Below are 24,283 nucleotides of genomic sequence, written 5' to 3'. Positions count from 1 at the left end.
AGAGCGACCGGCTGTACGTGGTACGCGCGCCGATGGTGGGCACGTTCTTCCACGCGGCCGAGCCCGGGGCAAGGCCGTTCGTGGGCGTGGGGGACACCGTCCGGGTGGGGCAGACCATCGGGATCCTCGAAGTGATGAAGATGATGAACACGATCACCGCCGAGGTCGGCGGCACGGTCGTGGAATTGCACACCCCGGACGCGCACCCGGTGGAGTTCGAGCAGCCGCTGATCACCATCGAGCGGACCACCGAAAACCACGACGACGGAGGCGGTCGGGACGGTCACGCCGATTACGGCGGTCACGGTGGTCGGCGCGGCCAGGGTGTCCTGGGCGGCGACAACGGCCGGAACGGCCAGAGCGGCAACAACGGCCGAATCGGTAACAACGGCCGGAGCGGTAACAACGGCAACAGCAGCCACGACAACCACCGCTGACCACCGCCAACACCGATCGAGGTGATTCGCGTGTTCTCGACCGTGCTCATCGCCAACCGGGGAGAGATCGCCCTGCGGGTGGCACGTACCTGTCGTGAGATGGGCATCCGCAGCGTCGCCGTCTACTCCACCGCGGACCGTGACTCGGCCGTGGTTCGTTTCGCGGACGAGACCGTACACATCGGTCCGCCGCCGGCCAGAGCCAGCTACCTCAACATCCCCGCGATCATCGAGGCCGCGCTGCGCACGGGCGCGGAGGCGATCCACCCGGGCTACGGATTCCTGTCCGAGGACGCCGATTTCGCCGAGATCTGCGCGGCGCACGGGATCACCTTCATCGGCCCGCCGCCGCAGGTCGTGCAGCGGCTGGGGGACAAGGCACAGGCCCGGGCGATCATGGCCGAGGCCGGACTGCCCGTACTGCCGGGCAGTCGCGGCGCGTTGGCATCGCCGGCCGAGGCCGCCGAGATCGCGGCCGAGGTCGGCTATCCGATCATCCTCAAGGCCGTCGCGGGCGGCGGTGGGCGCGGCATGCGCGTGGTGCGACATCCGGACGAACTGGTGTGGGCCTACACCGAGACCCGGGCCCAGGCCCAGTCCGTCTTCGGTGACGAACGCCTCTACCTGGAACGGTTCGTCGAGGGCGCCCGGCACATCGAGGTCCAGGTGCTGTGCGACCGACACGGCGCGGCCGTCCACCTCGGCGAACGAGACTGCTCGGTACAGCGTCGGCACCAAAAGCTCGTCGAGGAGGCACCTGCGCCCAACCTCCCGTCCGAGGTGCGCGAGCGGATGTGCGCCGACGCGCTTCGGGGCGCGGTCGCGGTGGGTTACGTCGGGGTGGGCACGTTCGAGTTCGTGCTCACGCCCACGTACGAGTACCACCTGATGGAGGTCAACTGTCGGCTCCAGGTCGAGCATCCCGTCACCGAGATGATCACCGGTGTGGACCTGGTCCGCGAACAGATCCGGGTCGCGGCGGGGCTGCCGCTGACCATGCGTCAGGACGACATCTCGGTGCGGGGCGTGGCGATCGAGTGCCGCGTCAACGCCGAGGATCCGCTGCGCGACTTCGCGCCGACTCCCGGCCACATCACCGAATTCGTACCGCCCGGTGGGCAGTTCGTGCGCGTGGACACCCATGCGTATGCCGGTTGGACGGTGGGGCCCGACTACGACTCGCTCCTGGCCAAGACCATCGTGTGGGCGCCCGACCGGGATCGGGCGCTGGCTCGGGCGAACCGGGCGCTCGGCGAGTTTCGGGTGAGCGGGCGCGGCATCAGCACGACGCTGGGCTTCCTCCGGCGCACCCTCGCGCACCCGGTGTTCCGGGCTGCCGAGCACACCACCGATCTCGTGGACACGATGACCGACGAGGCCCGGGAGGCGGACCCGGTCCCGGACGTGGACGCGGTGGGGGCGGGCTCGGACTCCCCGGCGGCGTCGGCGGACGGGGCCGTTGTACGGCCGCAGTCGGTGCATGTGGTGTGACGCGTGCCGGCCGGCCGAACGCCTGCCGACTCGAACCGTTCGTCCGAATCCGCTTCTCTCGAACCCCGACGGTCGCGCCTGACGGTCGAACCCGACCGATGCACCCGTCGGTTCCTCCTGTAAGTCGATCCCGTCAGTCGAGCCCGTCGTCGAGCCCGACAGTCGAACGCCGTTACCGTGAAAGGCAGATCACCCGCCATGCAGGCACGACACCTTCGCCGGCTCGCCGGAGTCACCGCCCTGACCGCCCTCGCCGCTTCCGGCCTGGGGATGTCGTCGCCCGCGCAGGCGAACGCGGTCCACGTCGTCCACGCCGGGGGCTCGATCCAGGAGGCGGTGGATCACGCCGCCCCGGGTGACACGATCAGGCTCCTCGCGGGCACGTACGCGGGTGGGGTCCTGATCACCAAGGACGACCTGCGGATCAGCGGGGCGGGGAAGCGTACCGTGATCACCCGGGCTCCGGGCGAGGCCGCCGCCGCGAACGCGTGCGGCGCCGCCGGGCACGGGTTGTGCGTCCTGGGCACGGCGGACCATCCGGTCGGCGGCGTGCGGATCGAGTCGCTCACGGTGTCGGGATTCGCCAAGTCCGGTATCTGGGCCAGTGGTACCGACCGGATGACGGTTCGGCGCGTCGTCGCCCACACCAACGGGGAGAACGGCATCGGCCAGGAGATCTCCACCCGGGGCGTGCTCGCGGACAACACCGCCGACGACAACGGCTTGGACGGCCTCTTCCTCGGCGACACCCCGGACGCGATGGGCACGAGAATCGTCGGCAACCACGCGGCCGGCAACCGGCTGGGCGTACACGTCCGCCGCGGCCGGATGCTGACGATCGAGCGCAACGTGCTCACCGCCAACTGCGCCGGCGTGTTCATCGTCGGCGACGAGACACAGCCGGTGGCCGGAGCGATGACGATCCGGCGCAACCGGATCAACGAGAACAACAAGTTCTGCCCGGCGAACGCCCGCATCGAACACATCCAGGGCTCGGGCATCGTCCTCACCGGCGCCCGGGAGACGCGCGTGACGGACAACGAGATCCGCGACAACAGGGGCGACTCCTCGATGTCCGGTGGCATCGCGCTGGTTCCCAGTTTCTCCGGCGGGCCCACCTCCGCCAACGAGATCACGGACAACGTCGCCCTGGGCAACGCCCCGTCGGACCTGGCCGATCGAGACGCGAAGGCGACCAACACCTTCACCCGCAACGTGTGCGCGATCTCGGAGCCGGTGGGCCACTGCTGACGACACCGCGAGGCGACGAGACCCGTTCGCGAGTGGATGGGGGCCTCGTGCGTCGGTGAACTTTCAGGAGGCGCGAGCCTCGTACCTGCTCCCGGCTCGGACGGCACGTCTCGGTCCGGGCCGGGAGCGGTCGGGCGGTCGGGCGATCCCCGGCCGGCAGTGCATGGTTCGGCCGGGCCGACTCCGAAGCCCTCGACAAGGCCCTCGACGACCTCCTCGCCGATCTGTGACGGCCCGGCGCGTGCCGCGTTCGCGTGCCGGCCGGTGCGGCGGTCGGCCACGCGCGCGGGTGGGTTCCGGTTGGACCGAGTGGGTGAAGTGGGTCGGGACACGACACCGGGGGAGCGTGTGCGGCGGGTTTCGGGCCAGGGTGGGGGGCGAGTGCGTTGCCGTGCGGTCACCAGGGCCGGCCCGGTGACCAGGTGAACGGTAGGCCGTCGGTCCCGCTGGGGGTAGGTCGTGTCGTTCTCGGACCGAAGGAACAGACGTGTCGATCCCCGCCTCCGATACCGTGCCCGCGGCCCGCGTCGCGCCCGACGAGATCGGTGTCGTCGGCCGGCCGCCCGAAGGGAACCCGCACACGGGGCGGCGGGCTCGGCGCTGGAACGCCGCGATGGTTCTGCTTCCCACCGTCGCGCTGGCGGTGCTCGGTTGGCGGCACCGGGCACTGACCGACGACGGCCTCATTTTTTTGCGTACCGTGCGTCAGATCCTGGCCGGGCACGGCCCCGTCGTGAACGTCGACGAGCGGATCGAGGCGAACACCAGCACGCTGTGGCAGTGGATCCTGGTGGGTCTGGGCGCGGTCCTGCCCGGCGACCTCGGCGGAATCGCCGTCTACGCGGGGCTGTTCCTGACCACGGCCGGTCTCGCCGTCGCGCTCGACGCGACGCGCCGGTTGTATGCGGCGTCCGGTCCGCTGCGGTTGCTGCCCGCCGGTGTGCTGGTTCCGCTCGCGCTGCCGCCCTTTTGGGACTTCGCTACGGCGGGCCTCGACACCGGGCTCGGGACGTTGTGGCTTGGCGGGTGTTGGTGGCTGTTGGTGCGCGGCGGCCGTGCCGGTGGCGTCGGTTCGGGCGAACAGGCCTTGCATGCCGCGTGGTTCGGGTTGGGTGTGTTGGTGCGGCCGGACTTGGCCCTGGTCACCGGGTTCTTCCTCGTGGGCGCGTGGTCGGCGCTGCGGCCGGGGTGGCGGGGCGCCGGGTGTCAGGTGGCCGCGGCGGTGGCGGTGCCGGCGGCGTACGAGGTCTTTCGGATGGGGTACTACGGCCTGCTCGTGCCGCTGCCCGCGCTCACCAAGGAACCGGGCGCGAGCGAGATCGGTCGTGGGCTGCGCTATGCCGCCGACTTCGCGTCGCCCTACTGGCTGTACGTACCCGCGGTGCTGCTCGGCGTGGTTCTGGCCGGGGTCGTGACGAGGGGATCGGGGGATCGCGCTCGCCTGGCCGTGTTGCTGACGCCGCTTGCGGCGGCGTCGGCCCTGGTGGTCTACGTGGTCCGGCTCGGCGGCGACTACATGCACGCCCGGATGCTGTTGCCGGCGATGTTTCTCGTGCTGCTGCCGGTTCTGCTCGTTCCCGCCCGGCGGGTTACGGCGGCGGCGGTGGTGCTGGTGGCCCTGTGGGCGGTGCTGTGCGTGGGGCCGTGGAATCCCGGTGCGTATCACCGCAGCGATACGGCGACCGCGGTTCGGGTGCGCAACACCGACATCGGGATCACCGGGACGGCCAACCCCGATACCGCGGCGGACTGGGTTGCCGCGTTTCCCGGTCTGCGCAGGGCCGTTGCACTCGGCGAAGGGCGAGGGCAGGAGCGGCCGGTGCTGGTGCTTGTCGGGGCGGACGGGGAGCCGGGTGCGGTGCTGCCGTTGAATCCGGTGTATCGGGACGCGCATGTCTCGGTGCCCGGTGGCTATCTCGGGGCGACGGGGCAGATTGTTCCGCTCGACGAACGGATCGTCGAGGTCTGGGGCCTGGCCAACACGATCGGCGCGCATCTGGAGTACCCGTCCGACTGGCGCACCAAATGGCCCGGTCACCGCAAACTCCTCGACACCGCCTGGCTGTTGGCCCTCGACCTCGATCCGGCGGTCACCCTGGTCCCGCCGGGTATCGTCGACGTCTCCGCCGCGTCCCTGGCCGCCGCCCGACACGCGCTCACGTGTGGGGCCCTGGCCGAACTGCTCGCCTCCACCCGCGAACCGCTGACCCCCGACCGCTTCCTCGCCAACCTCACCGGGGCCGTCAGGCGCACCACGCTGCGCATTCCCCGCGATCCGTTCGCGGCCGAACGCAGGTTCTGCGTGACGTCGCGCTGATCGGTGGCGACTGTGGAGTCGGTCTTCGGGTCTCTACGGGTGGCCCCTCACGGGTGATCCGTGGCTTCGGCGGGTCGGGTCGTCGCTCGGTGTCGGCCGGGGTGCGGCAGCGTGCCGATCGCCTGGGCGCCGCCGATCCACAGCACGCTCGCGGTCGCAAGGGAGTCCACGGCGAATCCGCCGAGCAGGGCGCCGAGGGCGATGGAGAGGTTGAACGTCGAGACGTACAGCGCGGACGCCGCCTCGGGCGCTTCGGGGGACGCGGTCAGGATCCAGGTCTGGAGGGTGACCGGTACCGCGCCGTAGCCCAGGCCCCACAGCACCAGCGGGCCGACCACCGCCGGGACGCCGGGCCCGGTTCGGGGTCGGTGATCGGGTGCGGCCGTGGTGGTGCCGGTCCGGGGGGCGTCAGGCTTGCGGTACGGGGTCGGGGTGGGTGCAGTCGGTCAGTCCGGCCGCGGTCTGGGTGAGGTGTCGGGTCAGTACCTCGGCTGCGGTGTCGGCGTCGCGGGCCAGGGCGGCCTCCTCCAGGCGGCGGTGTTCGAGGACGCCGTCGCGGTCGGGGTTGCGGTGGGCCGACCAGCGACGGGCCAGTTCGCTCGCGGTCCACATCCGGTCGAAGGTCTCCAGCAGAACGGTGTTGCCGCAGCCCTCCAACAGGGCGCGGTGGAAGATCCGATGAGCTTCGGCCCAGTCGCTGCTGTAGTACTTGGTCTCTTCCGGCGTGTACACCGGGGTGCGAGCCATCCGGTGGTGGGTGGCTCGTACGCGGGCCTCCCAATCGAGATCGCCGCGTTGGACGGACAGGCGCAGCACGACCGGTTCGAAGGTTCGGCGGGCTTCGGCGATCTCCTGCCAGCGGTGATCGGAGAAGGCCGGGACGGCGAAGCCGCGATTGGGCAGTCGGTCGGCCAGGCCCTCGCCGACCACTCGTACGAGCGCTTCACGCACGACGGCCAGGCTCACGCCCTGTTCCTTGGCGAGGTCTTGGGGTTTGAGGGGGTCGCCGGGGGCATAGTCGCCGCGCATGATCGCGTCCCGCAGGCGGGCGTACACCTGCTCGGAGAGCATCTGCTTTCCCGAGGAGGTCGGGGTGTGAGTCGGGGTCGGGGACGAGGTCGTCGTCTGAGTCATGTGCAACAGCATAGACGATGTGAAGAATAATCGATTGTTTATGTTATCGTCGATGTACTGGCGATCGGCGCCGGCGGCGAGATCGCCGCTCGGGTGAGGCCGTGGCGCACGTTGCGCCTCGGGCCCGCTGTCGGCCGCATCGCCGCCATTCCACGAGATGGCCCGACTTGAAAGGCGAACGACGTTATGAGCGCCGACAACCCCTTCGCCCGCCTCCCCGAGGCGGCCTCCTTCACCGTTACCAGCACCACCGTCACCGACGGCGGCGCCTGGTCGATTGAGCAGCTCTCCGGTATCTCCGGGGTCCCCGGCGGGAAGGACGTCTCCCCACAGTTGTCGTGGAGCGGCGCCCCGGACGGGACCAAGAGCTACGCCGTCACCGTCTACGACCCCGACGCCCCCACCGGATCCGGGTTCTGGCACTGGGCGGTCGCCGACATCCCCGCCGGCGTCACCGAGTTGCCGGAGGGCGCCGGGGACGACAGCGGCTCGGGCATACCCGAGGGCGCGTTTCAGCTGCCCAACGACGCCCGCGCGGCCCGCTTCATCGGCGCGGCTCCGCCGGCGGGGCACGGTGCGCACCGTTACTTCGTCGTGGTGCACGCGCTCGACGTCGCGTCCATCGGTGTTCCCGCAGACGCCACTCCGGCCTACCTCGGCTTCGCCATGGCCTCGCACATCCTCGGCCGCGCGGTCCTGATCGCCACGGCGGAAACGCCGCGCGTGGGCGAATACTTGGAACGGATCGAGGTCTCCCGCCTCGTTCCCGCCGATGCCGCCGCCATCTTCGCGGTCCTGAGCGACCCGAAGGGCCATGTGGACATCGACGCGTCGGGCATGCTCCTCGACGCCGAAGGACAACCGGTCACGAAGGCGGGCGATCGGTTCCTGGTCCACATGGACCGCGAAGCCCTCGGGGACTTTCCCCTGGGTAAGTACGACGTCGAGGTCGTCATCACCAAGCTCACCCCCGACGAGGAGATCGCCTGGACCGTCGAGGGCGGCCTGATCCGGCCGCATGTGCGCCACGTCTACGGCTACCGACTCGAGCCGGCCGAGGGCGGCACCCTGGTCACGTCGTACTACGACTGGTCGGAGCTGGACGACGAGTGGAGGAAGCGCCTCACCTTCCCGGTGATCCCCGAGTCCGCCCTCAAGGCCACCCTCGGAATCCTGGAGCGCACCGTCCGCCGGAGGGCCGCCGGGTGACCACGTCGCGAACGTGCCTGGGGGCGCACTGCGCGCGGCGGTCGGCGAGGGAGCGCATGGTGGACCGACCCTGAACAGGCGAGGGCCTTCCGGGCTTTCGGTGTGGACCGCGACGCCCACCACCGAACGCAGCGATCGGAAGGCCCTCCCGGGCGCTCGGAGCGGTCGTCGCCGTCCGCGCCCCTTCCGCAGCCGAGCGCGGCCGGCCGGTCCTCGTGCGGGCCGGCCACATCCCGGCCGACTTTCGGGACTTCGGGCTCACGGCTGCTCGGGCCCGGGAACTGCTCGGCGACCTCCGAGCCCTCGTGGCCGGCCGTCCCGCGCCTACCGTGCCTGGGCCGCGACCGCCGTGCGCCGAACTATGTTCCGGTGTGGCCGGCTGTGCGGGCGGCCGAGTTTGCCTTGACTGCCGATACGGACAGGAGCGCGAGAACTGCGGCGATTCCGGCCACGGGGATTGCGATGGCAGCCGGCTTCTCGATGTCGCTCAGCTTGGCTGCCACGGTGATCGCCGCCGTGATCGCACCCGCCGCGTAGGCGGTCAGGTACGTCGCGGTCAGCAGCGGGGCCGCTGCGGCGTGGCCCGCCTCCCATGCGTTGTCCGAAGACATCGTGGCCTTGGTTCGGATTCCGATCGCGGAGTTGCGCTGGATGCTTCCGCTCGCGACCTGCTTCTTCACGTAATGGATGACCGCGCCCAGCGTGATCAGCCCTACGGCAAATGCCAAACCCCCGGCCGGGTCCATGGTTCGTCCTTCGGTCGGATCGATGTCGTCGTCATGGGTGTGGAGAGGCTGCTGCCCCACTCACATATGTGAGCTGCTTTCCGGTGCGTCCGATCGGTTTCCCGTTCCATCCTGCGCGTGCTTTGCCATGTGGGCGTCATCGCTACCGTAGCGCGATGGGTTCTCGTCGCCGAGGGCGCTGTCGTCCTCGTCTTCGGCCGCTTGGGCACGCCAACCCTGGTCGGACGTGGTGACACGCTCACCGGGGGCCCGCGCCTTGTTCGACGAGGTCCCAGGCTTCGGTGAACAGTTCGGGGAGGGTTCGGCCCAGGGTCGGGCGGTAGTAGACGACGAGGCTGCCGGGGACGAGGCGGATGCCGAGGAAGGTTGCCTTCCAGGTCTCCATGGGGTGGAACGGCTTGGTGGCGCTCGCCCACGGGCCCGGCAGGAAGGTGCCTCGACCGGCGCGGGATCGCTTGTCGGCGACCGCGAGGCCCGCGTCGACGAGGGCGGCCGCGGCCTTGCGGTGGCGGGTCGGGGTCCAGCCGTTCCAGGTGCGTACGCCGCGGTCGGTCGGCGTTTCCAGGGCGAGCAGTTGCAGGTACAGCGTGGCCGCGTCGGGTGACAGGGTCAGCGACTCGGCGACCCGGCCGACCAGTTCGGGCACACTCGCGGCGGGGTTCGACTCGTACGTGCCCGCGGGCAGCGCGCCGGAACGCACCCGCTCGATCACGTGGGTGAAGTAGGCGCCGCGGATCAGGCGGACGTGCGCGATGACGTCCCTGCCGTAGTAGCCCCGTTCGTCGGCGAGCCGCTTCGTCTGCTCGGCGTCGACGTCGAGCAGGGCGGGACGAAAGTACAGGCGGGCGCGGTGCTTGTGTCGGCCGTAGAACGTCGGGGGCGGGGCGCCGACCGCCACGGTCAGTCCGTCGTCGAACGCCGGCGCGGTCAACGGCTCCGGGCTCGGGTAGGGGGTCGGGCCGAAACGCTCGCGCAGGTCGTCGACGGTGATCTCCGGGAAGACGTCGGCGGCATCCAGCAGCAGCCCGGGGTGGCTCAGGCGGGCGCGCAGTCCCTCGATCAGGTCCGGCAGGCCCTCCCGGAGCGGATCGCCGGCCGGGAGTTCGGCGTACACGGTCGGCACGAGCGTGGCCACGTCGCGCAGCAGGAGCCTCATCCGGCGGGGCAGGTCGCCCGCGGCCGAGCCGGCGACCAGGCCGATGCCCGAGCCGGAGGCGTGGGGCCAGGTGTCCAGGTCCTCGGCGATCAGTGGTTCGCCGGCGGGGTGGGCGAGAACCGTGCACAGTTCGGCGGCCGGGCGTCGCGGATCCAGCGCGGCGATCAGTGCGCGCGAGGGCTCGGGGACCGGGACGTGGTGACCGAACCGAGCCCGCCACGCGGCCGCGATGTGGGTCGCGACGTGGCGCGGGCCGGCCGCCGTCCACAGGTCCGCCGGGTCCGGTGGGAGGGCATCGGCGAACAGGTCGAGTCGTTGCTCGTCCGTCAGCAACAGCAACTCGGCGCATCCCGCCTTGACTTCGGCGGCCCCGAGGCCCAGAACGCGTCGCTCCTCGGGGTCCAGGAACGGCTCGGTGGACCTGCGCGCACCAGGGTTGGCGGCCAGCAACAGGGCGGCCCCGGCGCGGGACATCCCGGTGGCGTCGACGAGCAGGGCGACCGCTTCGGGATCCCACGGCATCGGGCCGCGGGTGCGTACCAGATCCACCAGTTGCCGGATCCGGCCCGCGCTGTCCCAGTCGGCGCGCCGTGGTTCGACGACCTCCTCGATCGGGCCCAGTCCGGGCGCTTCGGCGTCCCCGGTACGGAATTCGAGCACGGTGGCGCTGTCCTGCAGGTGGCACAGCGCGATCGTGGCCCCGTGTTCGTTGCGTATCGCGGGCCGCTTCCAGACCGACTCCCACACGATTCCGGTACGCAACCGCGCTTGGGCGTCGACGAATACGGTCCGCGACCACACGTCCAGGAAGGCGAGCAGGCGTTCCCGGTGCTCCGGTCGGGTCGACGGTGCCGCCGCGCGCAGGGCGACGGCGCCGATCCGGCCGATCAGCGTGGCCCATTCGCCGTAGCCGACCCGGTCGGGGCCGTGCTGTCCGGCCGGCGGGTCCCAGGTGCCGGTCAGATACTCGCCGATCCGCGCGAGACCCGCGAGCGAGCCGGCCTGCCAACTGCCGGTCGCTTGGATCAATCCGTTGACGGCGGAGCCCACGCCCTTGTCGTCGATTGCATCAAAGCTGAGTGCCATGGAGCATTTCTAGCCCGCTGCCCGGACATCGGGGCGGCGAAGGTGGGCGTGGGGGATCGGATTTCGGCGATGGTGGGGCGGGGCGGGGGCGTTCGGGTGGCTTGGTACGGTTGGACACGCGCGGTTGGCGCGACTGTCGCCGGGACGAGGGAGGTTGATGAATATGGTTCGCCGGATGCTTCATCGCCATGCCCCAGCCCGGGTCGCGCGAGGTTGATTCGCGGCCCGGTCGTTTCGAGCGACCAGGAGTATCGCGTGTCTTTTTCTTTTTCGTTGTCCGGTGGGGATCCGACCACGGAGCGCCTTGTATTGCGGCGGTGGTCCGCGAGCGAGATCGCTGCCGTGGTCGGCGACGTTCGTCTGGCACATTGGGCGGAGGATTTTCCCGCCGAGGGAGACCGCGTCATCGCCGGTGTCATCGGCGGACAGTCGGGTGAGGCGGACGAGGCCGGTGAGTACGGTCATCGCCTGATCGTCGAGCGGGCAAGTGGGCTGACGGTCGGTTCCATCAGTCTGCTCTGGCCGCCGAGTGAGGGTGCGCTCGAAGTCGGCTACGGGATCGTGGCTTCCCGGCGTGGCCGAGGCTATGCCTCCGAGGCCACGCGGGCCCTGGTGGAGTTCGGCTTGAGCTCTTCCGACGTGCACACGGTGTACGCCGACGTGGAGTTGGCGAATCCGGCCTCGGTTCGCGTGTTGGAGAAGGCCGGGCTGCGTCGCTGGAGCGAGGACGCGACCACGGCTCGCTTCCGCGCCACGGCGTCGGACCTGTTCCAGGCGTAGTCCCGAGGGGTCGGCAGCGGGGGTCTCTCCGCTGCCGGCCCCTACTTCGGCTCCGGCTCCCGGCTCCGGCTCCCTGATGCCCGATCCTGGCCCCGACTTCGACTTCGACTTCGACTTCGACTTCGAACCCGGCGAACCCGGGCCCGGATCCGCCCCGACTCCCGGTTCTCGTTATCCGACGGCCGCGCCCGAGGCCGCGTGTTCCGCGATGCGGTGGGGGGTGCCCGTGCCGTCGGCCGGGGTGGCGTACAGGTCCGAGCCGCGGTTGTACATGACGGTGTCGGCGTCGAGCCAGACCGCTTGGTCGTCGATGCTTTCCCGCTCGGCCAACGGGGTTTCGCGCATGGTGGCCAAGTCGAGGACGTGCAGGCGCCACTTGGTCGAGTCGACGCGCTTCTTGAACGCGATGCGGGTTCCGTCGGGAGACAGGGACGGGCATTCGACGTTTTCGCGCAGGGTGTGCGCCTCCCAGTTCGCGTAGTCGCCCTCGACCAGGTAGGTCCGGCCGTTGGTGGCGACCGTGGCGTAGAAGCGGTTGTCGTCGGCGGCGAAGGTGACGCCCCAGAAGTTGACGTCGGCGGCGCGGTACGGCTTTCCGTCGACGGTCAGTGGGATGCCCTCGATGTTGAGGAGATTGAAGCCCGTTCGGGTGTCCAGGATGCCGGTCCACGTCGAGAAGCCGGTCTTGTTGTACGAGTCGCCGGTGACGAACACCGTCCACGAGATCATCGCGCCGCTTGCCGAGACCCGAGCGCGGCTGGGCGTGCCGGCGAGCTTGATTCGGCGCTTTTCCTTCATGGCGCCGTCCAGGATCACCGCGTCCGTGCCGGGCAGCGGGCCGGATCGGGTTTGGAGGCACACCGCGGTGCCGGCCGCGACGGAGAACCGCTCGCAGCGCAGGCCGGTGTCGGTACGGGCCGCGTCCGGCGCGGCGAGCGCGGTGCTCCCGACGGTGCGCCGGCCGCCGGTGCGCGAGGTGTCGACGAACAGCAACTGCCCACCGGCGGTGAGGTCGAGCGGCCGCACCTCGGGCGTGGACGCGTCCTGGCGCCCCGCCGCGAAGGTCGCGTAGCCGACCCCGACACCCGCCAGGGTGAGCAGGCCGAGCAGCAGCGCGAGCATGCGCTTCATGCGGTCACCTTCGAGGGGTCGGGGGAGTCGAGGTCGTCGGCGGTCCGTCCCGGCAGCAGCCGCCGGGCCACCACCAGGCAGGCCGCGAGGCCGACTCCCATCACGAACAGCGCCCGGTCGGCGCCCCACAGCATCCAACCGGCGCCGAACAGCACCGAGGACACCAACCGTGCGCCGGCCTGGCCGGTTTGGAGCAACGCCAGTCCACTCGTGCGCAGATGGGCCGGCAACAGCGGCCCGGCGGCGGCCATCAGCACGCCGTCGGTGCCGGCGTAGAACAGCCCGAGCAGCCCGAGTACCGCCACGAGCACGACCACCATCGGGAGGTGCGCGCCCGACGGCGCGGCCGCGATCGCGTACGCCCCGAGCAGCGCCACATGGCCGCCGAGGAAGACCCGGAACGGACCGACCCGGTCGGCGAGTCGACCCAGCGGTACCGCGAGCAACAGGTAGGCGCCGGCGGTTCCCAGCGGCAGCAACGGGAAGTACTGCAACGGGATGTCGAAGTGTTGTTGGAGCAGCAGGTAGACGAACGTGTCGCCGACCGTGAGCAGGCCGAGCACGGTCGCCGCGACGCACGTGCGTCGAAACGGCCGCAGCCGCAACAGCCCGAACGCGGCCTTCAGGGTCGCCGTTCGGCGCGGTCCCGGCGGGTCCTGGTGGTCGCGGACGTACAGCGCGAGCAGCAGCACGGCGAACAACGCGACGCAGAAGCTGACCACGAACACCGCGTCGTACGCGTCGTGCGTGGCCCACAACACCGCGAACGCGGCCAGTGGCCCCAGGAACGCGCCGACGGTGTCCATCGCCCGGTGCACGCCGAACGCGCGGCCGAGGTCGGCCGGGGGAGTGCTGAGCGAGATCAGCGCGTCGCGCGGCGCGGTGCGAAGTCCCTTGCCGGTGCGGTCTGCGGCCAGGACGAGGCCGAGTCCGGTGATCGAGGTGCCCACGAGCGGAAGGCCGAGTTTGCAGGCGGCGGACAGGCCGTACCCGGTCCCCGCGACGAGCTTGCGTCGGCGGGTGCGGTCGGCGACCTGGCCGCCGAGCAGGCGCACCAGCGCGGTGACGCCGAAGTAGGTGCCGTCGAGGAGCCCGTAGGCCAACGGGCTCAGGCCCAGGGTGAGTACGAAGTACGTCGGTAGTACGGCCGTGACCATCTCGGACGAGATGTCGGTGAACAGGCTGACTGCGCCGAGCGCGATCACGTTGGCCGGGACGGCGCGCGCGCTCACGCGCGCCGTCCCGGCCGTCGCGACCCCACCGGCCTGATCGGAGCGCCGGGTGGTGGCTATGTACACGGACGGTCCTCCCTCGATCCGCCGGCCGGGTGGGGCCGGTCGGGGGTCAGTGGCAGGTGACCGGGCCGAACGAGTCGAGCTGTTTGCCGTCGTCGCGCACGAGTTGCCCGGAGTAGGTGTTGTCCGTGAGGGTCAACTTGAGCACGCCGAACACGCTCGTGATCCGCTTCTCGCTGTTGGGCTGCGGATTTTCGAAGTCGTAGCTGTCGGCGCCGCCGGTGCCCACGATGAGTTCGCGGACGCCGTTCGGGTCGGCCTTGGCCTTGGGATTCTGTGGCGCGTAGCGCTCGTAGAGGTGGTCGTGGCCGTTGAGGATCAGGTCGGCGCGCGCGTCGTAGAGCACCTGCCACGCGGTCTGGCTGACCTTGTCGGCCTGCGGCCCGGAGCTGTACAGGGGCCTGTGCCAGTACGCGGCCACGCATGCCTTGGAGTTGCTCGCCAGGTCGGCCTTGAGCCACTGGATCTGGGCGGAGTTCGCCGACATCGACGACTCCGAGTCGAGCGCGACGAAGTGCCAACCGCCCTGGTTCCAGCTGTACCACGTCGTCCCGTTGGGGGTGGCGGCGTTGCCGAAGTAGCTGCGGTAGCCCGCGGCCGGAGTGCTGTCGTCGTATTCGTGGTTGCCGGGCGAGGGATGGGTCTTGGCCTTGAACCGGCCCCACGTGGTGTCGTAGTAGGCGCGGTAGTCGGCGAGGCTGCCGGTGTCGTACTGGTTGTCGCCGAGGGTCAGGACGTGGTCCGGGTTGATCGCCTCGACGCGCTTGGCGGTGCGCTGGGCCCCGCAGTTGTCGGACGCGGTGCAGCCGGGGTCGGAGATGTCGCCCGCGGCCACGACGGTGAACGACGTGCCGCCGCCGTCGCCGGTGCCGTAGACCTCCAACTCCCACAGCGAGTAGCCGTAGGCGGTGCCCCGGACGGTCGCGTACATCCTGACGTAGCGGCCGTGCGTGGACAGCGAAGTCAGGTCGTCCGTCGCGCCGTTGCCGGTGGTGGTCTCGAAGACCTTGGTCCAGGCGGAGGCGTCCGTGGAGACCTCGATCCGGTACGCCTTCGCGTACGCGGCCTCCCAGTTCAGTCGGACACGCGAGATGGGTACGTCGGCGCCGAGGTCGACGCTGATCCAGGCGGGGGCGGAGCCTTCCTCGCTCGCCCATCGGGTCGTGGCGCTGCCGTCGACGGCCTTGGCCGGCCCGAGCGAGGACGACTCGCTGGACGACGCGGTGGTGGGTTTGCCTTGGGAGAGCAACACATCGGCCGCGGACGCCGGTTCGGCGAACGTCAGTACCGCGGCGAGCATGGCGATGGTCGCCGCGACGGCGGACAACCGGCCGGCGGTGGACTTGTGGATACGAGGGACGCGGTGCCGAAACGGAGTACGTCGTCGACGGCGCGGGGGTGGGGGCAGGGACGGATGCACGTCGTCCTCCAGCGTCGAGGGAACTGATCACCTTGCTGGCGCTGAGCATGTGCGTGTGTGCGTCTGTGCATGTGCGTCTGTGCGTGTGTCTGTTCGCGTGCGTGTGCGTGCGGATATGACCCGAACGGAAGGCTCGCCCCGGATGGTACGGGTTCGCGGCCTCGGGGCCGACCGTGCGGCAGACGATGCCAAGTGGTCGGGCATGACGTCAACACTTGTTAGGAAACTTTACTAACGACACTGTGGACTGCCGACGAACTGTCGACGAATTGCCGGTTACTTGTCGCGGACGTCGAGATACCGGCCGCGAGCCGCGCACCGTCGGTGACGTCGGACGATGCCCTGTCGGGTGGTCGGCGCCGGCTTGATCATCCGACAGTTCGTCAATTTCCTTGCCTCACAAGCCTCTTGGCGTCGGAGCGGCGCGGTGCTTCAATACTGCGTGCCGCCACTGGTTAGGAAAGTTTCCTAACCATGGTTCCGCATCGAGCCCCCCGACCTTGGCCGTCCCCGGCCGGATACGGAGATGCACGTGCACCAGCAATCAGGACGATTCCGCAAGCGCATCACCCTCCTCGTCGCCGCCGGTGTCCTGGTGGCCGCCCCGACTCCCCTGGCCGTGGCAGCCGTCGGCGACTCGTCGTCGGCCGCCTCCCCCTCGGCCGCCGCGCGGATCGGTCTGGACGACCCGCACAAGAAGGACATCGCCATGCAGTTGGTGTCCAGTGCCGAGAACTCCTCGCTGGACTGGAAGTCGCAGTACAAGTACATCGAGGACATCGACGACGGCCGCGGATACACGGCCGGCATCATCGGCTTCTGTTCCGGCACCGGAGACATGCTCGACCTCGTCGAGCTCTACACCGCCCGCAAGCCCGGCAACGTGCTCGCCAAGTACCTGCCGGCGCTGCGCAAGGTCGACGGCACCGACTCGCACGCCGGCCTCGGCTCGGCGTTCGAGCGGGACTGGAAGACCGCAGCCGGCGACTCCGCCTTCCGCAAGGCGCAGGACGACGAGCGCGACCGCGTCTACTTCAACCCCGCCGTCAGCCAGGGCAAGTCGGACGGCGTCGGCGCGCTCGGCCAGTTCATCTACTACGACGCGATCGTCATGCACGGCGACGGTGGCGACCGTGACGCCTTCGGCTCGATCCGCAAGAACGCCCTCAAGAAGGCCAAGCCCCCGTCCCAGGGCGGCGACGAGGCCACCTACCTCAACGCCTTCCTCGACGCCCGCAAGGTCGCGATGAAGCACGAGGACGCGCACAGCGACACCAGCCGGGTCGACACCGAACAGCGCGTCTTCCTCAACAAGCGCAACTTCGACCTCGACCCGCCGCTGAGCTGGAAGGTCTACGGCGACCCGTACACCATCAACAACTGACGTCGGGTCACCCGATCGGTCGGCGCGGGTGGTTCGGCCGACCGGTGGGCAGTCGGGCGCCCACCGGTCGGAGCGGTGGGCAGTCGGACGTCCACCGGTCGGAGCCCTCGGTTCGACCGATCGGTAGGCAGGTGGGTTTCGGCCGGTCGCGCCTCTTTCCGGCGCGGCCGGTCGAACCGTCGTTCGTGGCGCGTCTTGTGCCCGTGCGGGCCTGCGGATACGGTCACCCGGTTGCAGGACCGCGTCAAGTATTCGGGCGCGGGTGACGAGGGGAGCCGGCATGGTTCAGCGTGTCCTGGTCATCGGGGGTACCGGGCCCACCGGCGTCCCGTTGGTGCGGGGTCTGGTCGAGCGTGGTCACGACGTGACGATCCTGCATCGCGGCACGCACGAGTCCGACGCGACCCCGGCCGAGGTGCGGCACGTCCACCTCGACCCCTACGACGAGGACGCATTGCGCGCGGCGGCGGGCGCCGCGACGTACGACACGGTGATCGCGATGTACGGGCGGCTGCGCCGCATCGCCGAGGCGTGGGCCGGGCGGACCGGGCGGTTCCTGTCGGTCGGCGGTGTCCCGGCGTACCGAGGATGGATGAATCCGCGACTGGCCGGCCCCGGTGGGTTGCCGGTGCCCGTCGCCGAGGACTCGCCATTGGTCGGCGAACCGGGGGAGGACGCCAAGGGCTACCGCATCGTGCGCACCGAACGCGCCGTGTTCGCCCACCACCCCGCGGCCACCCACGTGCGTTACCCGTACGTGTACGGCCCGCACCAACTCGCGCCGCGCGAATGGTGCGTCGTACGGAGGGTGTTGGACGGCCGACGGCGGATCGTGGTCGCCGATCAGGGGCTGACGCTGCATCACCACGGCTACACCGAGAACCTCGCGCACGCCCTGCTGCTCGCGGTGGACCGGCCCGAGGACAGCGCGGGGCGCATCTACAACGCGGCCGACGACACGGTCCTGACGATTCGTCAAGTGATCGACGTGGTCGCCGCCGCCCTCGGTCACACCTTCGAGGTGGTCTCGCTGCCGTACGAACTCGCCGTGCCGGCCCGCCCGCTGCTGATGCAGCCCGCCCCGGAGCATCGGGTCCTGGACCTGTCGCGCATTCGCGCGGATCTCGGCTACCGCGACCTGGTGCCCGCCCACGAGGCGCTGGCCCGCACCGCCCGCTGGCTCGTCGAACACCCACCACGACCGGGCGGCGCGGAGGAGACGATCCTGACCGACCCGTTCGACTACGCGGCCGAGGACCGGCTGATGGATGCCTGGGCCAAGGTTCGAACTCGACTCACCGACGGGGAAGGCGAGTTCGCGGCACTTCCGGGCTATGGGCTCGCTTACAGCGGGCCGGGCGGGCGCCCGCGCAGCACCTCGGGGTTCGCGGAGTGAACGAGTCTCGGGTGGTGGTGCGCGGGCGGGTGGAACCGGTCGGCTCTGCCTACGCCCTTCGGTCGACTCCGTCCATCGGTCGCACGCGTAGCAGTCGGCTCTGCCTACGCCCTTCGGCCGACTCCCTCCATCGGTCGCACGCGTAGCAGTCGGCTCAGCGGCAGCGCCGTGGTCGCGAGGACGAGAACGACCACGCCGGCCACGATGCTCACGATCAACACCGGGGGCAGGTAGGGCAGATCGCGCCGGGTGGCGTCGCGGACCAGGGGTACGAGCACGGTCAGGGACACTCCCGCGCCGACCAGCAGTCCGGTGAGGCCGACCAGCAGGGCTTCCACTCGGACCATCCGCCGGATCGTCCGGCGGCGGGCCCCGATCAACCGCAGCATCGACACCTCACGCAGTCGCTCGAAGGTGATCATCACGAGCGTGTTGGCGGCGGCGATCGCCGCGAACCCCGCGATCACCGAAAGCGCCGCGGTTTCCAGCCAGGTGCTCTCGTCCAGGCTCCGGTCCTGGGCCGCCTCGAACGCGTCCGCGCTGCGCAGCTGCGCTCCGGGTACGGGCGCGAGCGCCGCCGTCAGCGCGCGGTCGACGCCGGCCCGGTCGGCGTCGGGCGCGATCCGGATCAACACGGTGTCGGTCATCGGCGACGTCGTGTGCCCGGCGAGCGTGGCCCGGGGCAGCAGGACGTCACCGACGCCCAGGCCGAGGTCGTGGATCGCGGCGACGGTGGGGGCGATGGGCATACCGTCGCCCAGCCGGATCCGGACGCGCTGTCCGACCGTCACCCCGGCTCGCTCGGCGAGCCTGGCCGACAGGGCGACCGTACCCGCAGCATCGGCCGGTGCGCCGAGGGCCGCCGGGCGTACGTCCCCGAGGCGGCCCGCGCGCACTCGCGGATCGAGCACGCTCGGGAGGTCCGTCCCGGCGAACGCCCGGCCGCTCACCTCGTCGTCACCCGGACGCGGGTCGCGGCCGTCGGCGCCGATCAGGACCGGTACGTCGTCGAGTCCCACCGCGGCCGTCACGCCCGACACCCCCGCGACCTCGTGGACGAGGGTCGGCGGCAGGCCGCCGGGCGCTCGCACGACGCGGTCGGCGACCAGGGCGGCCCGACCCTCCGCCTTGGCCTCGTGGGCCATCGTCGTACTCATGCCGAGCTTGACGCAGCCGAACGCGACGACCAACGCGACGGGCACGATCGCCGACGACAGCCGGCGCGATCGGGCCCGCCCGTGCTGCGTGGCCAGTTCGGCGCCGGCGCCGAGCAACCGCAGGGGCAGCGAGGACAGTTCGGTCACCACGCGGGCGAGCAACGGCCCGAGCAGCGACACCGCCACCAGGAACAGCAGGATCGCGAAGGGCGCGGCCTTGTTCGCGGTAGGGCCGCCGTCGGCGAGCACGCCCACGGTGAGGAAGACGCCGCCGGCCGTCGCGATGAGCCCGAGCAGGGCACGGAACGGGCCGATCCCGCGCCGAGGCACGAGCGATTCGCCCAGCGCCTCGGCGGGCCTCGACCGGGCGGCACGGTGCGATGCGAGCAGGCTTCCCGGTACCGCGGCGAACAGGCTCGCGCCCAGCGCGACCAGGACCGGGATCAGGCCGTATCCCAGGCGCGCGCCCTCGGGGACGAGGTCGTGGTCGGCCATCGACGCGAACATGCGGTGGGCCAGCCACAGGCCGGGCAGATAGGCGGTGGCCACGGCGAGCAGCGAGACCAGGACGGCTTCGGCGGCGACCATCCGGCGAATGTGCCCGGGGCGGGCGCCGATCCCGCGCAGCAGAGCGGTCTCGCGCTGTCGTTGGGCGATGGACAGGGACATCGTGGTGGCGACGACGAAGAGCGAGATGTACAGGCAGGTTCCGCCGATGACGATGCAGATGCTCACCATGCCGGCTTTGGTGCGGGTGTGTTGCGGGTTCTCCAACTCGGCGCGGGCGGATCCGGTGAAGACGTGGGCGGTGCCGGTTTCCACGGGGGCTTCGGTTCCGGGGTGGGCTGGGGTTCCGGCTGCGGGTGGGGGTGCGGCTGCGGGTGCGGGTGGGGGTGCGGCTCGGGTTTGGGTTCGGGTTTGGGTTTGGGCCTCAGTTCGGGCTTCGGCGAGTGTGGCGCGGACTTGTTGCCTCAGGGTGGCGGGGGCGGTGCCGGGCTTGGGCAGCAGCGCGATGGCGTCGACTCGGCCCGGGTGCCCGGACAGCGCGTCGGCGTCGCGGTCGGCGAACCACGCGGCGGTACCGGTGCGGGTGGACGCGTCCAGGGTGCCGGACAGGGCGTACGCGGCGGTGCCGGCGGAGGTGGTCAGGGTGACTCGATCTCCCGGTGCCACGCGGAGTGTTCGGGCGGTGGCCGCGTCGAGGACGACCTCGCCGGGGCCTGGGGCGCGTCCGACGAGCATGGCCGGATCGGGGGCGAACAGGGCGATGGACGCCGCGGGTTGGCCGGTTGCCGGGAGGGGGAGGGGGCGCGGACGCGGATCCGGGTGCGCGATGGGGTCGGGTTCGGTGCGTGCGGCGGGGTGGGTGCGGGCGCCGCGGTCGGTGATGGTGGCCGGTCGGGTGATCGTGACGGGGAAGGTCGTGTCGGGGACGGCACGGTCGACCGTGGGCAGGCGGGCGAGGCGCTCCGTCAGGCGGGCGTCGACTCGGGGGCGATCCGGTAGGGGATCGTCGTCTGTTCGTGGGGACTCGGCGACGAGTACGGGGGCTCGTTCGTACCGGTGCAACGGCGGCTTCGCGCCGGTCGCCGCGCCGAGCAGGGTACCCGCGGCGACGATCAGGGCGGCGGAGAAGAACGCGGCGACGAAGGTACCGACGAACGCCGACGGGCGGGACCGGATCGACGCGCGGGCGAGGCCGGTGGTCATCGAACCTGCCCGGTCCGCGCGCGAGCGGCGGCGGTGGTGAGGTGTCGGATGCGGTCGGCGACTCGTTCCGGTTCGACCTCCGCGAGTCGATCGACGATCACGCCGTCGACGAGGAACAGCGCGAGATCGGCCCATCCGGCCGCGGCGGGCTCGTGGGTGACCATCACCACGGTCGCGCCGAGGTCGTCGACCGCCTCGCGCAGCAGCGCGAGCACCTCGGCGGCACTCGTGGTGTCCAGGGCGCCGGTGGGCTCGTCGGCGAAGACCACATCGGGATCGGTGACCAGGGCCCGGGCGATCGCCACGCGCTGCTGCTGGCCACCGGACAGTTCGGCCGGTCGGCGGCGCCCGATTCCCGGCAGTCCGACCCGGGTGAGCAGTTCCTCGGCCCGCTCGGGGCGGGCGCGACGTTTGGCCAACTTCAAGGGCAGCAAGACGTTCTGATGCACGGTCAGGGCGGGGAGGAGGTTGAACGACTGGAACACGAACCCGATTCGGGTCAGCCGTACGTCGGTGAGCGCGTTCTCCCGGAGTCGGGTCAGGTCCGTGTCGCCGAGCAGCACCGAACCCGACGTGGGGCGATCGAGCCCAGCCGCACATTGCAGGAACGTGCTCTTGCCGGAGCCCGAAGGACCCATCACCGCCGTGAAACTGCCTCCGGGCAGGGCGATGTCGACGCCGCGCAGGGCGTGCACGGTGGCGTCACCGCGGCCGTAGCGTTTGCTCACGGAGCGCAGGGTCACGGCTGCGGGGGCGGTCGACGGTTCGGCCGCGGCTCCGGCTCCGGCCGCTGATCCGGCCGGGTGGGCGGTGGACGGTTGGGCCCCGGGACCGCGCGCGGGCGCGGTTGCGGTTGCCGGGGCGGTCGACGGTTCGGCCGCCGGGTCGGGTGCGGTGGGTCGAGACCGTCCGAACATGTACTTCTCCCCCGGCATCGGTTGCGGCGTCGCACACGGGCGGCCCGGCGCGGGCAGTGCTGTTGTCACCGTGACGACGCTAGGAGGCGGGCCGGGGGTGGGGCGAGGGTGCCGGCACCCACAAGATCGGGGTGCTGGCTACACCTTCCGTGCTCGCCGTGCCGGCGGTGCTCGCCGTGCCGGCGGTGCTTGCGGTGCTTGCGGTGCTTGCGGTGCTTGCGGTGCTTGCGGTGCTTGCGGTGCTTGCGGTGCTCGCGGTGCTCGCGGTGCTCGCGGTGCTCGCGGTGCTCGCGGTCGTGCTCGTGGGTGTTCGACGCTCAAGCCGGAGGAGGCTATACGCGGCAGGTATACACAGGGGGTATAGTCCTCCGCATGTCCATCGGTCACACCCTTCTCGGGCTCCTGGAGTCCGGTCCCTGCCACGGCTACGACCTCAAGCGCGAGTTCGACGAGCGCTTCGGGCACGACCGTCCACTGGCCTACGGTCAGGTCTACTCGACCATGTCGCGCCTGCTGAAAAACGGTCTCGTCACGATAGACGGCATCGAGACGAGCGGTGGCCCCGAGCGCAAGCGCTATGCCATCACCGACGCCGGTGTCACCGACGTCGAGCAGTGGCTCGCCCAGCCCGAGAAGCCCGAGCCGTACCTTCAGTCGACCCTCTACACCAAGGTCGTCCTCGCCCTCCTCAGCGGTCGCGACGCGGCGGACCTGCTCGACGTCCAACGCTCCGAGCACCTGCGGTTGATGCGTGAGCTCACCACCCGCAAGCTCAACGGCGATCTGAGCGACCGGCTGATCTGCGACCACGCGCTCTTCCACCTCGAAGCCGACATCCGGTGGCTCGAACTCACCACCGCCCGTCTCGGCGAACTCACCCTGGAGGTTCGGAAGTGACCGACGACCTACTCATCGCGATCGACCTGCACAAGACATACGGCACCACCGCCGCCCTCGACGGCGCCGAGTTCGCCATTCGCGCCGGCGAGGTCGTCGCCGTCATGGGCCCCTCCGGCTCGGGCAAATCCACCCTGCTGCACTGCCTGGCCGGCATCGTGCGCCCCGACTCCGGCTCGATCCGCTACGGCGGCCGCGAACTGTCCACCATGTCCGACGCCGGCCGCAGCGCGCTCCGGCGCAGCGACTTCGGCTTCGTCTTCCAGTTCGGGCAACTCGTCCCCGAACTGACCTGTGTGGAGAACGTCGCCCTGCCGCTGCGCCTGAACGGTGTCAAGCGCGCGGCCGCCGAGACGCGCGCGGTCGAATGGATGGACCGGCTGGAGGTCTCCGAGATAGCCAACAAGCGCCCCGGCGAGGTGTCGGGCGGCCAGGGACAACGAGTGGCCGTGGCCCGCGCGCTGGTCACCGGCCCTCGCGTGGTCTTCGCGGACGAACCCACCGGCGCGCTCGACTCGATCAACGGCGAGCGCGTGATGAAGCTGCTGACCCAGGCCGCCCGTGCCACCGACGCGGCAGTCGTACTGGTCACCCACGAGGTACGTGTCGCCGCCTACTCCGACCGGGAGATCGTCGTCCGCGACGGGAAGTCGCGTGACATGGCGCGTGCCGCATGACGTGGTTCCGTGACCTCAGGATGGGCTTCGGCTTCGCGGTCACCGGCGGCCGCGAAGGCTGGACCCGTACGCTGCTGACCGCGGTCGGCGTCGGGCTCGGCGTCGCGCTGCTGCTCCTGACCACCGCGATTCCCGACGCCCTCTCCGCCCGAGAAAAGCGCGACCGCGGTCGCGACGAGATCTCCAGGTCGTACCAGGAACCGGAAGCAGGCGCGGGCACCCTGCTCGTCGCCCAGACCGACACCGAGTACAAGAAGGCCAGGATCCGCGGCCGGATCGTCCGCCCCGAGGGGCCTCGGGCGCCGGTACCGCCGGGCTTGACGCAGTTGCCCAAGCCCGGCGAGATCGTGGTCTCGCCCGCCCTGGCCGACCTGCTCGGGTCCGGCGAGGGGCGACTGCTCAAGGAACGGTTCCCGTATCGGACCGTCGGCGAGATCGGCGACGTCGGACTGATCGGACCGGACGAGTTGGCCTACTACGCGGGCAGCGACACCATCGTCGCCGACTCGTCGTCGGTGCATCGGATCTCGCGGTTCGGCAACGACATTCCCAGTGATCCGTACGGTGCCCGGCTGCTGCTGCTCGTGATCGTCATGTTCGTGGCCCTGTTGACGCCGGTCGCGGTCTTCATCGCCACCGCCGTGCGGTTCGGCGGCGAACGGCGCGACCGCCGGCTCGCGGCGCTGCGCCTG

The 24,283-nt window shown here is 70.8% G+C and carries 18 protein-coding genes and 2 pseudogenes; 11 read left to right on the top strand and 9 right to left on the bottom strand.

Features of this window, described 5'->3' with window-relative positions; genetic code table 11:
- From GT354_RS52820 to GT354_RS27780, 4 genes are all read left to right on the top strand, one after another.
- Positions 1 to 437, top strand: a 437-nt coding sequence (locus tag GT354_RS52820; protein WP_346012201.1) for a biotin/lipoyl-containing protein, incomplete at its 5' end; no start/stop codon positions are given.
- Positions 438 to 467: 30 nt separating this feature from the next.
- A complete protein-coding gene (gene accC / locus GT354_RS27790; protein WP_161359116.1) occupies positions 468 to 1,928 on the top strand; it encodes an acetyl-CoA carboxylase biotin carboxylase subunit in 1,461 nt (486 codons plus the stop codon).
- A 198-nt stretch (positions 1,929 to 2,126) separates the two neighbouring features.
- Positions 2,127 to 3,179, top strand: coding sequence for a right-handed parallel beta-helix repeat-containing protein (locus tag GT354_RS27785; protein ID WP_161359115.1), 1,053 nt, complete (start codon positions 2,127 to 2,129; stop codon positions 3,177 to 3,179).
- Between the two features lie 487 nt (positions 3,180 to 3,666).
- Positions 3,667 to 5,496 (top strand): hypothetical protein, encoded by a 1,830-nt coding sequence (locus GT354_RS27780; RefSeq protein ID WP_161359114.1) that lies wholly within the window; start codon positions 3,667 to 3,669, stop codon positions 5,494 to 5,496.
- A gap of 47 nt (positions 5,497 to 5,543) precedes the next feature.
- Here GT354_RS27780 and GT354_RS27775 read toward each other — a convergent pair whose 3' ends face one another.
- Both GT354_RS27775 and GT354_RS27770 read right to left on the bottom strand, forming a co-directional pair.
- A complete protein-coding gene (locus tag GT354_RS27775) occupies positions 5,544 to 5,834 on the bottom strand; it encodes a hypothetical protein (protein WP_346012200.1) in 291 nt (96 codons plus the stop codon).
- A gap of 70 nt (positions 5,835 to 5,904) precedes the next feature.
- Positions 5,905 to 6,630 (bottom strand): GntR family transcriptional regulator, encoded by a 726-nt coding sequence (locus GT354_RS27770; protein ID WP_161359113.1) that lies wholly within the window; start codon positions 6,628 to 6,630, stop codon positions 5,905 to 5,907.
- 186 nt (positions 6,631 to 6,816) lie between these two features.
- Between GT354_RS27770 and GT354_RS54585 the strand changes: the two are divergent.
- A pseudogene (locus GT354_RS54585) lies at positions 6,817 to 7,350 on the top strand (YbhB/YbcL family Raf kinase inhibitor-like protein); the annotation flags it as partial.
- Between the two features lie 848 nt (positions 7,351 to 8,198).
- On the opposite strand, the gene GT354_RS54580 reads toward GT354_RS54585, so the two are convergent.
- Both GT354_RS54580 and GT354_RS27755 read right to left on the bottom strand, forming a co-directional pair.
- On the bottom strand, positions 8,199 to 8,645 hold the full coding sequence (locus tag GT354_RS54580; RefSeq protein ID WP_161359111.1) for an SdpI family protein: 447 nt from the start codon (positions 8,643 to 8,645) through the stop codon (positions 8,199 to 8,201).
- 178 nt (positions 8,646 to 8,823) lie between these two features.
- Positions 8,824 to 10,827, bottom strand: coding sequence for a hypothetical protein (locus tag GT354_RS27755; protein ID WP_161359110.1), 2,004 nt, complete (start codon positions 10,825 to 10,827; stop codon positions 8,824 to 8,826).
- Between the two features lie 255 nt (positions 10,828 to 11,082).
- Between GT354_RS27755 and GT354_RS27750 the strand changes: the two genes are divergently transcribed.
- The gene (locus GT354_RS27750) at positions 11,083 to 11,607 is read left to right on the top strand and encodes a GNAT family N-acetyltransferase (RefSeq protein ID WP_346012199.1); all 525 of its coding nucleotides are present in this window, start codon (positions 11,083 to 11,085) and stop codon (positions 11,605 to 11,607) included.
- A gap of 171 nt (positions 11,608 to 11,778) precedes the next feature.
- Here the strand turns inward: GT354_RS27750 and GT354_RS27745 are convergent, their stop codons facing one another.
- Genes GT354_RS27745 through GT354_RS27735 form a run of 3 tightly spaced genes read right to left on the bottom strand, consistent with a single transcriptional unit; the run spans position 11,779 to position 15,360 of the window.
- The gene (locus GT354_RS27745) at positions 11,779 to 12,738 is read right to left on the bottom strand and encodes a hypothetical protein (RefSeq protein WP_161359109.1); all 960 of its coding nucleotides are present in this window, start codon (positions 12,736 to 12,738) and stop codon (positions 11,779 to 11,781) included.
- Positions 12,735 to 14,036 carry an MFS transporter gene (locus GT354_RS27740; RefSeq protein ID WP_161359108.1) on the bottom strand — a complete coding sequence of 434 codons (1,302 nt, stop codon included), beginning with the start codon at positions 14,034 to 14,036 and terminating at the stop codon, positions 12,735 to 12,737. The genes GT354_RS27745 and GT354_RS27740 overlap by 4 nt, the downstream gene beginning before the upstream one ends.
- A gap of 46 nt (positions 14,037 to 14,082) precedes the next feature.
- On the bottom strand, positions 14,083 to 15,360 hold the full coding sequence (locus GT354_RS27735) for a discoidin domain-containing protein (RefSeq protein WP_237535512.1): 1,278 nt from the start codon (positions 15,358 to 15,360) through the stop codon (positions 14,083 to 14,085).
- 619 nt (positions 15,361 to 15,979) lie between these two features.
- Between GT354_RS27735 and GT354_RS27730 the strand changes: the two genes are divergently transcribed.
- Complete coding sequence (locus GT354_RS27730; protein ID WP_161359107.1) at positions 15,980 to 16,837, top strand: chitosanase; 858 nt, start codon at positions 15,980 to 15,982, stop codon at positions 16,835 to 16,837.
- A 280-nt stretch (positions 16,838 to 17,117) separates the two neighbouring features.
- Entirely contained in the window at positions 17,118 to 18,233 is a 1,116-nt protein-coding gene (locus GT354_RS27725) for an NAD-dependent epimerase/dehydratase family protein (RefSeq protein ID WP_161359106.1), read from the top strand.
- A gap of 104 nt (positions 18,234 to 18,337) precedes the next feature.
- Here GT354_RS27725 and GT354_RS55920 read toward each other — a convergent pair whose 3' ends face one another.
- Complete coding sequence (locus GT354_RS55920; protein ID WP_161359105.1) at positions 18,338 to 21,100, bottom strand: ABC transporter permease; 2,763 nt, start codon at positions 21,098 to 21,100, stop codon at positions 18,338 to 18,340.
- Complete coding sequence (locus GT354_RS27715) at positions 21,097 to 21,843, bottom strand: ABC transporter ATP-binding protein (RefSeq protein WP_346012198.1); 747 nt, start codon at positions 21,841 to 21,843, stop codon at positions 21,097 to 21,099. Before GT354_RS27715 ends, GT354_RS55920 begins: the two co-directional genes overlap by 4 nt.
- Before the next feature lie 546 nt (positions 21,844 to 22,389).
- Here GT354_RS27715 and GT354_RS27710 point away from each other — a divergent pair.
- From GT354_RS27710 to GT354_RS27700, 3 genes and pseudogenes are all read left to right on the top strand, one after another.
- Positions 22,390 to 22,914 (top strand): PadR family transcriptional regulator, encoded by a 525-nt coding sequence (locus GT354_RS27710; RefSeq protein WP_161359104.1) that lies wholly within the window; start codon positions 22,390 to 22,392, stop codon positions 22,912 to 22,914.
- Entirely contained in the window at positions 22,911 to 23,591 is a 681-nt protein-coding gene (locus GT354_RS27705) for an ABC transporter ATP-binding protein (protein WP_161359103.1), read from the top strand. Before GT354_RS27710 ends, GT354_RS27705 begins: the two co-directional genes overlap by 4 nt.
- A pseudogene (locus GT354_RS27700) lies at positions 23,588 to 24,283 on the top strand (ABC transporter permease); the annotation flags it as partial. The gene GT354_RS27705 and the pseudogene GT354_RS27700, both read left to right, overlap by 4 nt.

The sequence above is a fragment of the Streptomyces sp. SID3343 genome (genome assembly GCF_009865215.1).
GTDB lineage: Bacteria > Actinomycetota > Actinomycetes > Streptomycetales > Streptomycetaceae > Embleya.
Note: the sequence above shows the minus strand (reverse complement) of the source record. Positions and strands in the feature narration are given on the sequence as shown.

Bases quoted from the DNA above. Each gene is read 5' to 3' on its own strand.
- GT354_RS27785 (WP_161359115.1), top strand. From the start codon at position 2,127: ATGCAGGCACGACACCTTCGCCGGCTCGCCGGAGTCACCGCCCTGACC.
- GT354_RS27770 (WP_161359113.1), bottom strand. From the start codon at position 6,630: ATGACTCAGACGACGACCTCGTCCCCGACCCCGACTCACACCCCGACC.
- GT354_RS27755 (WP_161359110.1), bottom strand. From the start codon at position 10,827: ATGGCACTCAGCTTTGATGCAATCGACGACAAGGGCGTGGGCTCCGCC.
- GT354_RS27745 (WP_161359109.1), bottom strand. From the start codon at position 12,738: ATGAAGCGCATGCTCGCGCTGCTGCTCGGCCTGCTCACCCTGGCGGGT.
- GT354_RS27730 (WP_161359107.1), top strand. From the start codon at position 15,980: ATGCACGTGCACCAGCAATCAGGACGATTCCGCAAGCGCATCACCCTC.
- GT354_RS27725 (WP_161359106.1), top strand. From the start codon at position 17,118: ATGGTTCAGCGTGTCCTGGTCATCGGGGGTACCGGGCCCACCGGCGTC.
- GT354_RS55920 (WP_161359105.1), bottom strand. From the start codon at position 21,100: ATGACCACCGGCCTCGCCCGCGCGTCGATCCGGTCCCGCCCGTCGGCG.
- GT354_RS27710 (WP_161359104.1), top strand. From the start codon at position 22,390: ATGTCCATCGGTCACACCCTTCTCGGGCTCCTGGAGTCCGGTCCCTGC.